This is a genomic window from Devosia algicola, from assembly GCF_028816455.1.
Classification (GTDB): Bacteria; Pseudomonadota; Alphaproteobacteria; order Rhizobiales; family Devosiaceae; genus Devosia; species Devosia algicola.
Genome location: NZ_CP118246.1, coordinates 801,858 through 816,923 on the forward strand (window position 1 = coordinate 801,858; position 15,066 = coordinate 816,923).

Here is a 15,066-nt window from a genome sequence, read left to right on the forward strand (position 1 = left end):
CACGTCAGATCACGCTGGCTTGTTGTCGTTGACGGGTTCCGCCTTGGAACGAACATCGGCAATCATGGAACGGACAAGCTTGACCTTCACGCCCTGCGATATTTCCACTTCCAGATCTTCACCATCCACAGCCTTGGTCACTTTGCCGATGATGCCGCCAGTCGTTACCACCGTGTCGCCGCGACGCACGGCGCTGAGCATTGCCTGCTGCGCCTTGACGCGCTTTTGCTGTGGCCGAAAGATCAAAAACCAAAAAATGACTACCAGCAGTAGGATGGGCACCAACTGTACAAGAATGTCGGTGATGCCACCGGAGGCCGGCGCGCCGGCCGCTTGCGCAAATGCTGGAGTTACAAACATATGTCGAGTTCCTTACGGGTTCTTTTTTCTTGAAGAGGATTGGCGCCTCAGTCTGTGCCAACAAATGTCGACTGGACGCTTTGGAGCTATCTGCACTTGCGCCCCGGACAAAATCGCGCGGACTATACAGTCGCGCACCTTCCATTGCAAAGGCATTCAATACGCCGCAAATTGACGCGGCTTCGACAAGGACTTGCCGGTGAAAACCAAGGACTATCTAGACGAGATTACGCGATCATTGACCTCTATTGCAGCTTCCCTGCAATCACTTGCCCCATCGTCGGACGCGGACAACGCCGTCCTGACTGATGCCGATGCCTACTATTGGGATGCAGCGCGAGCCAGAATTGATGCCGGTGTCCAATGTCAGCCGGGTGCCGCTGGCCATGCTCAAGGGCATCGATGCCGTACAGGACATATTGTTGCGAAATACCGAGCAATTCGCCCGGAAACATGGCGCCAACAATGCATTGCTATGGGGCGCCCGCGGTATGGGAAAAGGCTCGCTCGTCAAGGCCATTCATGCCGACATCGCAAGCCGCAATGGATTCGCTCGCCTGATTCTGATCGAAATTGCCCGCGAGGATATCGAGAGCCTTCCCACGCTGATGCGGGCCATAGCCCCCCAGCAGGCCCAGTTCATCGTTTTTTGTGACGACCTCAGCTTCGACACTGGAGAGGCAAGCTACAAGTCACTCAAAACCATTCTGGACGGCGGTCTGGAAGGTCGGCCCGACAACGTCCTGTTCTATGCCACCTCAGATCGGCGACACCTTATGCCGCGCGACATGATAGAAAATGAGCGTTCGACGGCGATCAATCCCGGCGAGGCAGTTGAAGAGAAAGTATCACTGTCGGACCGATTCGGACTGTGGCTTGGCTTCCACAATTGCGATCAGGACACGTTTCTGACCATGGTTAGTGCCTATGCCAAGCACTATGATCTGCCCATAGACGATGACACATTGCGCGCCCGCGCAATAGAATGGTCTGTCACTCGTGGTGCCCGCTCGGGACGCGTCGCCATCCAACTGGTTAGAACCCTTGCAGGCGAATTGGGCAAACGCATCTGACACAAGAAAGGCCCCTGCCTTGGCAGGAGCCTTGCTCGACTGGTCTGATATTAGTTTCAGCCGGCCAGCAATGGTACCGGATCAACCGGTGTCGCGCCCTTGCGCAATTCGAAATGCAACTGCGGCTTGCTGACCGAACCTGTCATGCCAGCAGCGCCGATTGCGTCACCGCGATTGACCACAGCGCCCTTGCCAACGCTCATCGACTTGAGGTGGGCGTAGGCCGAGACAAAGCCATTGGGATGGCGGATAAGTACGAGATTACCGTATCCTTCGACGCCAGAACCCACATAGATGACGGTACCATTTTCAGCTGCTTTGACTGGCGCGCCTTCTGGAACCTCAATATTGATGCCGGTGGCCTTGGACGCGGCAAAATCGGTAATCACCCGGCCACTGACCGGCCAGCGGAACTTGTCGGCGCCAGACATTTGCGGCTCACTCGGTGCAATGGAGGCCTGCTGTGTCGGCGCCGCCTGCGGTGCCGCGACTGGCGCCGCTACAGGTTGCGTAGTCGCTGGCTTGGGCGTCAATACAGCGTTGTTCGTCTGCGTGGGGCGAACACCCGCCGGTGCGGGTGCCGTGAGCTGCGGATTGGCATTGGCGACGAGTGCCGGGGCCGCTGCAGGGCTACCGATGAGGTCGCTGCGCCCCGGAATGATAATTTGCTGTCCGACGACGATGCGGTCCGGAGATCCGAGATTGTTCGCCTGTACGATCGATTGTGTGGTGACATCGTAACGACGGGCGATTGTATAAAGCGACTCTCCGCCGGCAATAGTGTGGCGGAACACGGCGCCATTGGCCGGGTTTGACACGGTTGCGGTCGAGGTAGGTAACACGGTAGGCGTTGCGCTATTAACTGGAAGGCTACCCAAGGCGGCGGTCGGTGGAGTGACTGCAGCTGGGGCAAAGCTTTGCTGTGCAGACATGGCTTGCTGGTTTCCCATTGATGAGTTCAGAACTGGTAGATCTTGAGAGGTCACCGTCGGCGCACCACCCTGAGCGGGCGGAATCTGTGCCATTGGCGCGGTATATCCGGTAGGCGACGGCGATATCGCCTGTCCGCCATATCCAACATTTTCGGGTGGCAAGAATCGTGCATCAGCGACTTGGGCGTTTGGCGCGCCTAAACTGGCTGGCATGGGTTGGTTGATATTGCCCGGCGTGTACTGGTTGGTCGACCCTGTGACGGTGGGATCACTAAAGGCGCGACCACCAATCGACGAACACCCGGAAAGCGCAACAGCACTTGCCATGACGACTGCAGTTGCAATGGCGCTCTTTTGCGCCCGAAGGGATACGCGGATACTCATCAGGCTCACTCGTACGCAGGTACTCAACACAAACCCGAATCTAGGCCGGTAAGGTAAAGACGAGTTTAAAGCCGATGCGATTTGCGCAAAGTTTGCTGATGCGGATTCTGAATTGGGTAAGGTTAAGGAGAAAAGGTGTCGCAGCGGCCTGCCCGCACCATTGTCTTAAAGAACCATCTTGCCTTGCAGTCGGCCAAGCGTCTGCATGTCGGTCTGCATCAGGCTGAGCGGCGTGACCGTGATCGCATGATCTTTGTGCAGCACCTCAAAATCATGCGTACGTTCCAGCGGCATCGGCGTTTCGGGAATGGCCATAAAAAATTTTCCCGCATTGTCGCTTTCATAATATTGAAAAGCCGAACGCGCAAAACGCTGGTGCGGCACCACCTGTATGCCACTGACTTCGTCCGGCGCACACAGCGGAAAGTTTACATTGTAATATGTATCAAGGCCCTGCGCCTGGGCAACGATGGCTCGCACCACGGCCGCGCCATACGCAACCGCATTGTCCCATACCACATCGTGCCCCGCCTGATAGTCGACCGCCTGGCTCATCGCTATGCTGAGCGCGCCCTGCATCGTGCCTTCACGCGCACCTGCTGCCGTGCCCGAGCAATTGATGATATCGCCAAGGTTCTGTCCCTGGTTGACGCCAGACAACACCAGATCCGGCGCGCGATCCCTGAGCAAGTGGGTATATCCGGCGACGACGCAATCTGCGGGCGACCCGCCGACCACGGCAAAAACCTGCGCTTCACGTTGATCAAACGACAACTCGCGCCCCAACGTAAACCGATGCCCTGCCCCGCTTTGATTGCCGTCAGGAGCAACGATCCAGACATCATCCGACATAGACTGCGCGATATCTCGCATAACGGCGATACCCGGCGCATCGACCCCATCGTCATTGGTGATCAGAATGCGCATGGCTCGGGTCAATGGTCCCCGCCAATCGACGTCAGGCCGCCCATATAGGGCTGCAGCGCTGCCGGAATCGCAACAGAACCGTCTTCCTGCTGGTAATTCTCCAGCACCGCGATCAGGCAACGCCCGACCGCAGTACCGGACCCGTTGAGTGTGTGAACAAACGGCAGTCCACCCTTGACCTTTTCTGCCCCACTCGGCCGATATTGCGCATTCATGCGTCGAGCCTGAAAATCACCGCAGATCGATACCGATGAAATTTCGCGATAGGTATCCTGCCCCGGCAACCATACCTCCAGATCATATGTACGCTTGGCGCCAAAGCCGATATCGCCAGTGCACAAATCCATGACGCGATAGTGCAGTCCCAGCTTTTTCAGCACCGCCTCGGCACAACCGAGCATACGCTCATGCTCATCTAGTGAACCATCGGGCGTGGTGATCGACACCATTTCCACCTTGTTGAACTGATGTTGCCGCAGCATCCCGCGCGTGTCACGCCCGGCCGATCCGGCCTCTGAGCGAAAACACGGGGTCAGCGCCGCAAAGCGCAACGGCAATTCGCCCTCCGTCAATATCGCATCGCGAACAAGGTTGGTCAGTGGCACTTCAGCTGTCGGTATCAGCGCAAGTCGCCCCTCCCCGTGCCCCGCAAAAAACAGGTCTTCCTCAAATTTGGGTAATTGATTGGTGCCGAACAACGCCTCGTCTCGAACCAATAATGGCGGCTGTACCTCGGTGTAACCATGCTCGAGCGTGTGTATATCCAGCATGAATTGCCCAAGCGCTCGCTCCAGCCGCGCAACCTCCCCCTTGAGTACAACGAACCGGCTACCGGAAATTTTGGCCGCTTCCTCAAAATCCATTCCACGCTTGGCTACGCCGACGTCGAAATGCTCCCTCGGCGCAAAACTGAACTCGGGTTTTCGAGCGCGGTCGCTCGCCACGGTTTCCGCTGTACCGTTACGACCAAAATATTCGACATTGTCGCTTTCATCGGTGCCCTGCGGCACATCGTCGAACACCAGGTTGGGTAAAACCGCAAGGGCTGCGTGCAACTCCTCCTCGACCAGACGCTCTTCAGCTTCCGCTGCCGGGATAATCTCCTTGAGTTGGGCGACTTCAGCCATCAGTGCCGCCGCCTTCGCCTCGTCCTTTTGCGCCTTGGCCTGGCCGATCTGCTTGGACAGGGCGTTGCGCTTTTCCTGCGCATCATTAAGGCGCGTAATGATGTCACGACGTCGATCATCAATATTCAAGAGGTCGACCGAACGCGCAAACTCGCCCTTCCGACGCGACATCGCACCGTCGAAGGCTTCGGCGTTGTTACGAATCCACTTGATATCAAACATGCTCAGTCAGGCCCACGGCGTGGCCTGCCTCTGAATTGGCGGGTGTAACAAACCCTGATTACGACTGTTCGGCCTCCCGCGCGGCTTCTGCGGCCGCACGTTTGCGCTCAACCCAGCGCACCGACATGATTGAAAGGCTCGTAAAGCAGGTACATTGGCAGGGCAAGACCAAGCTGTGAAATTGGATCAGGCGGCGTAATGAAAGCCGCAAACAACAAGATCCCGACAACAGCATAGCGACGGCCAACCTTCAGCTGGGCCACATTGACCAGGTCAATCTGCGCCAACAATGTCAAAACCACCGGAAGCTGGAAACAGATGCCAAACGCCAAAATAAGCGTCATCGCTAGTCCCAGATATTCTGAAACACTGGTCAGCATCTTGATTTCGTCGGTCTGCATCCCCGCAAAAAAGTGCAGTGCCATTGGCAGCACGGCAAAATAGACCATGCACACGCCGGCGAGAAAAAAGATCGGCGTCGCGATCAGATATGGCACGAACGCTTTTCGCTCATGCTTATAGAGGCCTGGCGCCACAAACATATAGATCTGCGCGGCAATAAACGGAAAGCCAAGAAACATTGCCCCGAAAAACGCCAGGTTAAGTTGGGTAAAAAAGAATTCTTGGGGTGCGGTATAGATGAGCTCAAGATCACCGGGATTTGAGTAAATCGACCGATAAGGCCCCAACAGGACGTTAAATATCTGTCCGGCGAAAATGAAACAAACGATCATCAGGACCACCAGCGCAATGGCTGAATAGATAAGCCGTTTGCGCAACTCGATTAGATGCTCGAGCAAAGGGGCCTCGCTGCCAACGAGTTCGTCGTCGCTCTTGGACTTGTCTTCAATCTGTGGCGCGTCGACCATGAACTAAACTTCCCCGGCTTTCGCGCTGTCCGATGTGGATGTATTGGGTACGCTGTCGCTGGGCTTCTTTGCCGGCGTTGCTGCGATTGTTTTGGGTGCAGCCACCTTGCGTGCCGCGCTCTTTCTAGCCGCAGGTTTTTTGCTTGCAGATGCTGAACTGGTCTTCGCCTTGGCGCCAGCCGGTTTAGAAACGGCACGCTTGGGCGGCCCCTTACCTGCCGCCGCTGGTTTAATCGCTGTGGCGGTTTTAGCGCCGGCAGTCTTGGCGCCGGCAGTCTTGGCGCTGTAGGCCTTTGCACCGGAAGCCTTGGCCCGCGCCGACTTCTTTGGTGTGGCAGGTGCTGCCGCCTTCACTTCGCCGACGGCGCCCAAGTCACTAGAGCGAACACTGCTGGAACCAATCGCCTTTGCTCTGGCGGGTTTCTTTTTCGGCGCGGGATTCGCCTTGAGTGGTTCAACCGTACTCTTGGTCGCAGTGATGCCCGCAGCCGCATGAATTTCGTCAACGACGCTTTCCACCGCCGGATTTTTGGCCTCAACGCTCCCGAGGGTTGCACGCCCGTTGGCGTCATTGCGTTGAATTCCTTGCGGATTTCATCCGTTGTCTTTTTGAGCGGCTCGGTAATCGAACTGCGCAAGTTACGAATTTCACTCAGCCCGGTGGTCTTGTTGATTTCGCGCTGAAATTCGTTGCCCATGCGCTTGATCTGGCCAATTGCCTTGCCAACGCGTCCCATCACCATGGGCAAATCCTTCGGCCCAATAACGATCAGCGCCACAACGCCGATGATCATCATCTCAGACCAGCCGAAACCGAGCATATGCGTATTCCCTTGGTGCATCTATGCGGCGGGCCAATGGTCCGCCAGAAATCAAAGCGATGCTGTTAGGCGTCTTTGCTCTTGTCAACTTCGCGCGCGTCAACCGTTGTCGCGGTATCAATGCGCTCGGAGGGTTTGTCGTCGTCACGCATTCCCTTCTGAAATGCCTTGATGCCGGTTGCAACTTCGCCCATGACGCCCGAGATCTTGCCCCGCCCGAAAAGCAGAATAACAACGACGGCGACTACGAGGATGCCCCAAATACCTGGTGCGTGCATGATAAACTCCTAAGGCTCTATATTCGCGGTTAGACGCTTTTGATAACGTGAGAAATAGGTTTAATCGCGCCCAAACACAAGAACGTGTTGCTCATTTAGCGCAAGGTATACTTCGTGCCCGACTGTCAGTGCCGCATTTGAGGGCTGCCGAACGCCGACCGGTTCATCGATACCATTGACCTTGACCTCGCATATGTCCACGCCGATTGCATCGCGTTTGGACACAATACGCCCAATAGTGCCCGGTCCCTGCTGCGCTATTTCGACGCCCCCTGCGGGCCTTATGGCAATCGTCACCGCACAACCCTCGGGGAAACCCGGCGTCGCCACCGGCCCAAGCGGGGTAACCGCATGACCGTTAATCACGATTGCTTCAAGTTCACTCAATGGTGAAAAAAATCGCGCTGCACTCAAATCAACAGGTTGCCGGTAGATTTCCGCGGCGGTGCCAATCTGGGCGATCCTGCCATGCCGCAGCAATGCGACGCGATCGCCCAATACCATCGCCTCCTCCGGATCGTGGGTGACAATCAGGCTTGTTGCATGGGTTTCGCGTAGTACCGCCAGCGTTTCGGTGCGTACGGTCTCGCGCAACCGCGCATCAAGACTTGAAAACGGCTCATCGAGCAATAATAGCCCCGGGCGCGGCGCGACGCTACGCGCCAACGCCAGACGCTGCTGCTGCCCGCCAGAAAGCATATGTGGAAAATCGCCCTCGCGCTCGCTCAGTCCAACCCGTCGCAACGCCGCCCGCCCCTGAGCCAACGCCGCCACCCGGCCCAGTCCCTTCAGTCCAAAACAGACGTTCTGCAGGACCGAGAGATGTGGAAACAGCGCAAAATCCTGAAACATCAAGCCAATGCCACGTTGGTCGGGCGGCAAGGTGCGCCCCGGTGCCGAAACGATCTCGTCATTGATCAATACGTGCCCGTCATCGACAGCCTGAATACCTGCTGCCACGCGGAGCGCTGTCGATTTGCCCGAACCCGACTCGCCCAACAGGCAGACGATCTCGCCCGCGTTCAGTTCCAACTCGAACTTGTCCAACACGGGCCGGCCACCAAGCGCCACATCGACATTGTCAAACTTAAGCGCCGAAGCAAAACTCACGCCCGAGGTGCCGCGCGCGCCCCAGCCAGTCAAATCGTCGCGCGATTCTGGAGGTGTCATGGCTATGAATTATCTTCCATATCTTGGCTGTCGATTAGATCATTCTCGTCCAACGGGTCTTCATCCTCGCGCAGTGCACCATCAAAGGGCAGCGGAATTTGCATCGATGGTGGCAGGCGCCCCGAAAGCAACCCCGCCCCTTTAAGTTCTTCCAGACCCGGCAAATCCCCAAGCGTCTCAAGACCGAAATGGTCAAGAAACGCCTCTGTTGTCCCATATGTCACTGGTCGCCCAGGCGTCCGCCGTCGTCCACGCATCCAGAATCCATCCGGCTTCCATCAGGATATCAATTGTACCCTTGCCCGTTGCCACCCCGCGAACCTCCTCGATCTCGGCGCGAGTCGTGGGCTGGTGATAGGCGATGATTGACAAAGTCTCCAGCGCCGGACGCGACAGTGGGCGATTTTCCTGTTCCTCGCGGCGCAGGAGCAAGCCCAAATCTTCGGCTGTCCTGAATGCCCAGCCCTCCCCGCGCCGCACAAGATTGACGCCGTGTTTGGCATATCGTTGTTCGAGGGTTTCCAGCAATCCCGCAACATCGGCGCCTTCGCCGAGATAAGGTGCCATCTGTCCAATGGACAGCGGCTCGCGCGCGGCAAACAAAAGCGCCTCCAGGATGCGTATATTTCGCTCGGCAACCGCCCTGTGCTCGGATGGCCCAATATCCACGTTCACGACGAACCATCGTCATTTTTGCGTCGACGCATGTATATTGGCCCAAAAGTCTCGACCTGACGCAAATCAATCTTGCCTTGCCGCACCAATTCAAGGCTCGCCGAAAAGCTCGAAGCCCGAACAGTTGCCCGTTCGAGCGGCGTGCTCAGATATTGTGCCAGATATTGATCCATGGGCACCCAGTCAAAATTATCGCCAATAAGGCGCACCAGAATATCGTGCGCCTCCTGCAACGACCAGACACTGCGCTGAAGTGGCGAATAGTCGGTTGTGGCTGCGCGTTCACGCTGGGATGAATAGGCTCGAATCAGGTCAAACAGCGACGCTTCCCAAATGCTTCGGCGGCTCACCGCAATGGGTTCGGGCATTCCTCGCGGATAAACCTGAAACCCCAGCCGCGCCCTATTCATCAGCAAACTGGCCGATCGCCGCATCGCTTCGAGTCGCTTGAGCCGAAATTGCAGCATCGCCGCCAGCATTTCGCCGGAAGGCTCGTCGTCGCTGCTCGCCTTCGGCACCATCAATCGGCTTTTCAGATAGGCCAACCACGCCGCCATCACTAGGTAATCAGCGGCAATTTCGATGCGCTTTTCCCTAATGGACTCGATAAAGCCGAGATATTGCTCGGCTAGCGCCAACACAGAAATCGCTGCCAGATCGACCTTTTGTCGTCGCGCCAACTCCAGCAACAGATCCAGTGGCCCCTCATAACCATTGACGTCGACATACATGACATCATCATCGTTTGTCGGTGGAGGCGCTTCAAACCAATCTGTCGGTTCGCTCGTCATGAATTACAGGCCGCGTCGGAAATATTGATGGCAAACCTTGGCGTTTTCGCCGTCGTGGCGTCAAGCGACAATGCGCTTCGACGCCACTGATTGGTGTAATTCGGCTAGAACGCGAAGCAATCGCCGCCGTTTGCCTTGACGCTCGCGCAAGTCTGGGAGGCCGCCTGCAGCGATGTGGATGGTAACAGCACGCGGAAATAGATGCCCTTTTCACCCAGGTCGACTCGTTGAATTTGCAATCCCGTCCCACCAAACAAGCTGCCAAATCGGGTCTGCAAATTATCTGCGGTAGATTGCGCATCCGACGCCGAACGTTGCGACGACAATTGCACATAGGCCGGTGCTGTGCTTTCGGTCTGGGTCTGAGTCGCCTGCTGTGTGGGTTCGCTGATCACAGCGTTGATCGGTGACGTCGGAGCGCTCGGCGCGGTTTCTATCGGCGCCACCGCTACGTTGGTATTGGTAAAGGTCGTCGGGCGCACCATTGCCACAGGCGCCGTCTTGCCAGGAATCGGTACGCCATTAGTGTCAACCGCCGGAACCGTTGACCCAGGCGCTGCCGGCACTATTGCTGGTGCGTCGGCCTCGGGCGTCGCGACCGCTTCAGCGGTCGTCGTAGCTGTGGCTGTGGCTGTGGCTGCGTCACCGGCCGCTGCTGCCACGAGCTCGGGTGAGGCCGTCTCGGCGCCGGGCACTTCAGGTACATTCGGGCGATCAACCGGCAAAATTGCAGTCCCGGCAACGGCGTCGTCGCCACTTACGATGGTGCCGTCAGGACGCACAGTCACGGTCCGGACCTTGCGGTTGGCCAGCCCTTCCTCAGTGCTGGTCGTTGATGCCAGTTGGGTCACTTCGTCGGTCTGGCTTTGATCGCGGGATACGAGTGTCTCGTTCTCCGTCGGCGTTACGCCATCGATTTCATTGAAAACAACGGATTGCTGTGGCGTTTCCGTTACAGGCGGGGTTTCTGGCGCGCCCTTTGTCGGCGTGGTATCCGCCAATAATGTTGGCACCGGACCATCGCTGGGCCCGCCAAGTCCCAATACCCAATAAAGCCCAAGGCCAGCGACCAGCAACAGCCCAAGGGCAACGACAGGTCCAGCAACCGCTCGCGTTATGCCACCTGCTCGTCTTTTTCTGCCTGAACCTTGAAGCACGTCGACGTTCTCGGACTCGTCGATTTCGCCTGTGTCGGCCCAACGAACCTCGTCGCCGCTACTGCGAACCGCCGCCAAAATAGCCGAATCGCTATCAGAACCCTCGGTTGGAGCCTGTGGTACCGGCTTGGCAGGAGTTGGAGCCGCATCCTCGCCGGCAAGATCACGCAATGCCGCGCTCGCCACCGGTCGAGGTTGCGGATCGAGATGAACCCGCACTGCCTCGCCGATCAGATTTTCAATCTCGGTGATCGGATCGGTCTCGTCGACACCGTTATTGTCGGTTCCACGGTCGGCTGCAACTGGCACCGCGGGCGGTGGCTCGACCCCGTTAGACATATTGTCTACGACGGATTCCGCCTGCACGGCTTCGATATCGTCGGTATCAACTGGGAGCGCCTCGGGCTCCTTACCGACTTTTGGACTGCCAAAGCCAAATATCGGGGCCACTTTGAAATTGTCATCTGACGCCGACCCGGTTGCCTGCTCCCGAGCCAACTTGTCAGGTGTCGTTGAGCGCGCGCCCTCGTTCGTCTCGGGCGCCACCGCAGGTACATTGGCACGTCGTATAGGCGATGTGGGCCCTCCGGGCCTTGCCAAATGCTCCGAAGCCGCCCAACCATTACCTGGCAGGTGCAGCGGTTCGGGTGGGTTGTCATGTTGATCCAGATCCGTCTGCTGCTCCGGTTCAGCAGATGGTTGTTCTGCCGATGCCGTCGCTGCCTGCTCGGTCTCGGCCGCGATCAAGTCGGCAATCGCATCATGATCGCTCGATTGATCGACAGCTTTGGCCTCCTCCGGTGCTGCGCTTGATACGGGGTGAACGGTAGTATGGCGTGGTTGAACCGGTACTGGGGCGGGAGGCGTATTGACGTCCTGCTGGTCCGGGCGTGCCTCATGGCTCACCAAATCCGGTGCAGGCGCATCGGCGACGTTGACGCGCCGTGGCGGCGTCTCCTGTTCAGGCTCGCTGTCATCTTGAGCCATACCTGGAATTCGAACTGGTGCGGCTGCGGGCGCTGGCGGCGATTTGGGATCTGGTCGCTCAGCCTGCGCATCCTGCGCCATCAATTTTGCCAGTTCAGCGATCAGATCATCGGCGGCTTCGCCATTGCCAGACGTCTGTTGCGGTTTCGCTGTTGTCATTAAATCAGCGCCCTCTATGTTACTGAAACGGTAGCCTACTCAGGGCATTCCCGCCAGTCTTCACATTATTGCGCCCGAATTATGAAAGTTCCTCGGGTGCAGAAACCCCCAATATTCGCAGACCATTAATAATAACCTGACGAACGGCGTCGACGAGGGCGAGTCGAGCCAAGGTCAGTGTCGGATCGACTTGGTTAACAAATCGTAACTGCGGATTGTCCTTGCCCTTTGCCCAGAACGAGTGGAAAGCCCCGGCAAGTTCGTGAACATAAAAGGCAATTCGATGTGGTTCATGCGCAATGGTCGCGGCCGCCACCGCTCTCGGCCACGCCGACAGCACGCGGACCAAGGCCATTTCCTCCTCGGAGACTAACCGCTCGATATCGGCGGTCTTTAGTGCGGAAGGACTAATATCCAGACTCAGGTAATTCTTTGGCGGCATTGCGAAATATTGAATAAGTTCGCGCATGTGCATACTGCACATAAAACACAGGATTGTCTTTTGTCTGCTCCTTGACCAGCGCGAAATCAAAATCCATGGCCGCGTCATTGCGACGAAACAGCAGCATGAATCGCGTTGCGTCCGCCCCGACCTCGTCAACGACATCAGCAAGCGTCACCAAATCGCCCGAACGCTTGGACATCTTGAATGGTTCGCCATTTTTCATCAGCCGAACCAGTTGGCAGATTCGGACGTCCATATCCGCCGCCTGCAACGATACGGCCTTGACCGCCGCCTCGAGCCGTTTGACGTAGCCAGAATGATCGGCCCCAAGCACATTGATCATGTGGGTAAAGCCACGCAGGAACTTGTTGCGATGGTAGGCGATGTCGGCGGCAAAATAAGTATAGGAACCGTCTGACTTGACCAGTGGCCGGTCGACATCATCGCCATAGTCGGTAGCACGGAACAGCGTCTGCTCGCGATCCTCCCATTCGTCCGGCGCCTTGCCCTTCGGCGGCTCCAATCGTCCCTCATAGACCATGCCCTGATCGCGCAACCAGGACAGCGTATTGGCAATGTCGCCCTCGGGACCATGCAATGCCCGCTCTGAAAAAAATACGTCGTGATGCACACCGAGCAACGCCAAATCGGCCTTGATCAGTTCCAGCATCGCCGCCAGCACCCGTTCCTTGACCAGCGCTATGGCTTGATCTTCGGGCATGTGCAGCAGGCCGTCGCCAAACTCGCTCTTGAGCGCCTCGCCGACGGGTACCAAATAATCGCCGGGATAAAATCCCGTTGGTATTTCGATGGTGTCGCCCAATGCCTCGCGATAGCGCAGCAACGTAGATGCCGCCAAAGTGTTGATCTGGCTGCCTGCATCATTGATGTAATATTCACGCGTCACCGCATAGCCGGAATAGGCCATCAAGGCTGCCAGCGTGTCACCAAAAACCGCGCCGCGCGTATGGCCAACATGCATCGGACCCGTTGGGTTGGCCGATACATACTCAATATTGACTGCATCCCCCTGCCCGATATCCGACTTGCCATAGTCGTCGCCTTGCTCGATGACCGAGCGCAGGACCTTGTGCCAGACAGATGCCGCCAGGCGAAAATTGATAAATCCCGGTCCCGCGATTTCAACCGCATCCACGTCGGCATTGTCCGAGAAATGCGCGGCGATTGCGGTCGCCACGTCTCGGGGCTTCATCCCCAAACTCTTGCAAACAACCATCGCCGCATTTGTTGATAGGTCGCCGTGGGCCGGATCGCGTGGTGGCTCGACCACTAGGCGCGCCACGACATCATCGGTCAACTGCGGATAGAGCACTTTGAGCGCGTCAGAAATACGCGCGGCGAACAGGGCGAAAACGTCCATGACAAACCTGACTGAAAAACTGCCCTCCGGTTAACGGAATTACCGGCGAGCGTCAAACAACCGTACATATTCCTCGATGGCATAGGGATCGGTCATGCCCGCGATGAAGTCCGCAACGACACGCGCCAGGGTGTCGTCATCCACCGCCGCCTTGGCGGCCACCCCCCACCGGCCCGGCATCTCGCGTGCATCAAAATAATGCTCAAACAGTCGCGCCACCATCCCTTCAGCCTCCCCAACAAGCTGCATGACGGACTTGTGGCGATAAACACGTTCGAAAAGAAACGCCTTCAACCCCTTCTCGGAAGCCGTCATTTCAGGCGAGAACCGAACCAGTGTTGTCCCTGCCGCGCGAACATCGTCCACCGTCTTTATTCCAGCAGCCTTTATCGATGCCGCGGTTGTAGCAATCACATCCTCAATCGATCGCGTGATCAGTCGACGTTGCACTTCATGGGCCTGCCTGTCGCCCGCAACATCGGGATATTTGGACATAACCTCGCCGACAATCGGTCCAACCAGCGGCACATCTTCAAGATCGCGTAACAGAATCAAATTGGCCCGCAAAGCGTCGTCAATATCGTGCGAGTTGTACGCAACATCGTCGGCAATAGCCGCTGTTTGCGCCTCAAGGCTCGCATAGGCTCCAAAGTTGCAAGTCTTGACTGGCAGCAATGTCGTCCAGCCCGACGGGTAACCCGACCACGGCATATTTGCCGACTGGTGTACCACCACGATCAGTAAGCGGCCCATTGTGCTTGAGAATGCCCTCCAGCGTTTCCCATGTCAGGTTCAGGCCGTCATGGTCCGCATAGCGGTTCTCCAACCGCGTGACGACCCGTATCGCCTGCACATTATGGTCAAATCCGCCATAGCCCGACATTTTTTCATTCAGCACGCGCTCTCCGGCGTGGCCAAACGGGGTATGTCCCAAATCGTGGGCCAACGCCACGGCCTCCGCGATATCTTCGTTCAACGCCAGCGCCCGCGCTATGGATCGCGCCATCTGGCTGACCTCGAGCGTATGGGTCAGCCGATTGCGAAAATGGCGTCCTTCATGATGCAAAAAAACCTGCGTCTTGTTTTGCAGGCGCCTAAACGCCGTTGAATGAATGATACGATCCCTGTCACGTTGAAATTCGGACCGCGTCGGGCTAGGGCCAGTGCTATGCAACCGACCGCGCGATTGCTCTGGATCGGAGGCGTATGGGGCGTGATCGCTCATCTTTGACAACAAGACCCTTTTCATTGGCAATTGAAGTTACTATTTTGCGGTGACCGTTATGGAATTACACCAACGGCATGGAT

At 57.2% G+C, this 15,066-nt stretch carries 11 protein-coding genes and 4 pseudogenes; 1 reads left to right on the top strand and 14 read right to left on the bottom strand.

Going from position 1 to position 15,066, the window contains the following annotated elements:
- Positions 1-9 precede the first annotated feature (9 nt).
- Positions 10-360 carry a preprotein translocase subunit YajC gene (gene yajC, locus PSQ19_RS04220; protein WP_282219744.1) on the bottom strand — a complete coding sequence of 117 codons (351 nt, stop codon included), beginning with the start codon at positions 358-360 and terminating at the stop codon, positions 10-12.
- Positions 361-674: 314 nt separating this feature from the next.
- Here yajC and PSQ19_RS04225 point away from each other — a divergent pair, with 314 nt between their 5' ends.
- On the top strand, positions 675-1,433 hold the full coding sequence (locus PSQ19_RS04225) for an ATP-binding protein (protein ID WP_328517732.1): 759 nt from the start codon (positions 675-677) through the stop codon (positions 1,431-1,433).
- Positions 1,434-1,489: 56 nt separating this feature from the next.
- Here the strand turns inward: PSQ19_RS04225 and PSQ19_RS04230 are convergent, their stop codons facing one another.
- The 13 genes and pseudogenes from PSQ19_RS04230 to PSQ19_RS04290 form a co-directional block, all read right to left on the bottom strand.
- Positions 1,490-2,749 carry a M23 family metallopeptidase gene (locus tag PSQ19_RS04230; protein WP_282219745.1) on the bottom strand — a complete coding sequence of 420 codons (1,260 nt, stop codon included), beginning with the start codon at positions 2,747-2,749 and terminating at the stop codon, positions 1,490-1,492.
- A 165-nt stretch (positions 2,750-2,914) separates the two neighbouring features.
- On the bottom strand, positions 2,915-3,676 hold the full coding sequence (surE, locus tag PSQ19_RS04235; RefSeq protein ID WP_282219746.1) for a 5'/3'-nucleotidase SurE: 762 nt from the start codon (positions 3,674-3,676) through the stop codon (positions 2,915-2,917).
- Between the two features lie 8 nt (positions 3,677-3,684).
- Positions 3,685-5,025 (bottom strand): serine--tRNA ligase, encoded by a 1,341-nt coding sequence (gene serS / locus PSQ19_RS04240; protein WP_282219747.1) that lies wholly within the window; start codon positions 5,023-5,025, stop codon positions 3,685-3,687.
- Positions 5,026-5,132: 107 nt separating this feature from the next.
- Positions 5,133-5,894 carry a twin-arginine translocase subunit TatC gene (gene tatC, locus PSQ19_RS04245; protein WP_328517734.1) on the bottom strand — a complete coding sequence of 254 codons (762 nt, stop codon included), beginning with the start codon at positions 5,892-5,894 and terminating at the stop codon, positions 5,133-5,135.
- A gap of 3 nt (positions 5,895-5,897) precedes the next feature.
- Positions 5,898-6,413 (bottom strand): hypothetical protein, encoded by a 516-nt coding sequence (locus PSQ19_RS04250; protein ID WP_282219748.1) that lies wholly within the window; start codon positions 6,411-6,413, stop codon positions 5,898-5,900.
- 92 nt (positions 6,414-6,505) lie between these two features.
- Positions 6,506-6,736: pseudogene (tatB, locus tag PSQ19_RS19680) on the bottom strand (Sec-independent protein translocase protein TatB); the annotation flags it as partial.
- 44 nt (positions 6,737-6,780) lie between these two features.
- Positions 6,781-6,993 (bottom strand): twin-arginine translocase TatA/TatE family subunit, encoded by a 213-nt coding sequence (tatA, locus tag PSQ19_RS04255; RefSeq protein WP_282219749.1) that lies wholly within the window; start codon positions 6,991-6,993, stop codon positions 6,781-6,783.
- A 60-nt stretch (positions 6,994-7,053) separates the two neighbouring features.
- Entirely contained in the window at positions 7,054-8,163 is a 1,110-nt protein-coding gene (locus PSQ19_RS04260) for an ABC transporter ATP-binding protein (protein WP_282219750.1), read from the bottom strand.
- 2 nt (positions 8,164-8,165) lie between these two features.
- Positions 8,166-8,832: pseudogene (scpB, locus tag PSQ19_RS04270) on the bottom strand (SMC-Scp complex subunit ScpB).
- Between the two features lie 2 nt (positions 8,833-8,834).
- Complete coding sequence (locus PSQ19_RS04275) at positions 8,835-9,629, bottom strand: segregation and condensation protein A (protein ID WP_282219753.1); 795 nt, start codon at positions 9,627-9,629, stop codon at positions 8,835-8,837.
- Between the two features lie 104 nt (positions 9,630-9,733).
- Complete coding sequence (locus tag PSQ19_RS04280; protein ID WP_282219754.1) at positions 9,734-11,932, bottom strand: SPOR domain-containing protein; 2,199 nt, start codon at positions 11,930-11,932, stop codon at positions 9,734-9,736.
- A gap of 79 nt (positions 11,933-12,011) precedes the next feature.
- Positions 12,012-13,758 (bottom strand): annotated as a pseudogene (gene argS, locus PSQ19_RS04285) (arginine--tRNA ligase).
- Positions 13,759-13,797: 39 nt separating this feature from the next.
- Positions 13,798-15,007, bottom strand: a pseudogene (locus PSQ19_RS04290) (deoxyguanosinetriphosphate triphosphohydrolase).
- Between the last annotated feature and the right edge of the window lie 59 nt (positions 15,008-15,066).

Coding starts and splice junctions, on each gene's coding strand:
- yajC (WP_282219744.1), bottom strand. CDS start 360: ATGTTTGTAACTCCAGCATTTGCGCAAGCGGCCGGCGCGCCGGCCTCC.
- PSQ19_RS04225 (WP_328517732.1), top strand. CDS start 675: ATGCCTACTATTGGGATGCAGCGCGAGCCAGAATTGATGCCGGTGTCC.
- PSQ19_RS04230 (WP_282219745.1), bottom strand. CDS start 2,749: ATGAGTATCCGCGTATCCCTTCGGGCGCAAAAGAGCGCCATTGCAACT.
- surE (WP_282219746.1), bottom strand. CDS start 3,676: ATGCGCATTCTGATCACCAATGACGATGGGGTCGATGCGCCGGGTATC.
- serS (WP_282219747.1), bottom strand. CDS start 5,025: ATGTTTGATATCAAGTGGATTCGTAACAACGCCGAAGCCTTCGACGGT.
- tatC (WP_328517734.1), bottom strand. CDS start 5,894: ATGGTCGACGCGCCACAGATTGAAGACAAGTCCAAGAGCGACGACGAA.
- tatA (WP_282219749.1), bottom strand. CDS start 6,993: ATGCACGCACCAGGTATTTGGGGCATCCTCGTAGTCGCCGTCGTTGTT.
- PSQ19_RS04260 (WP_282219750.1), bottom strand. CDS start 8,163: ATGACACCTCCAGAATCGCGCGACGATTTGACTGGCTGGGGCGCGCGC.
- PSQ19_RS04275 (WP_282219753.1), bottom strand. CDS start 9,629: ATGACGAGCGAACCGACAGATTGGTTTGAAGCGCCTCCACCGACAAAC.
- PSQ19_RS04280 (WP_282219754.1), bottom strand. CDS start 11,932: ATGACAACAGCGAAACCGCAACAGACGTCTGGCAATGGCGAAGCCGCC.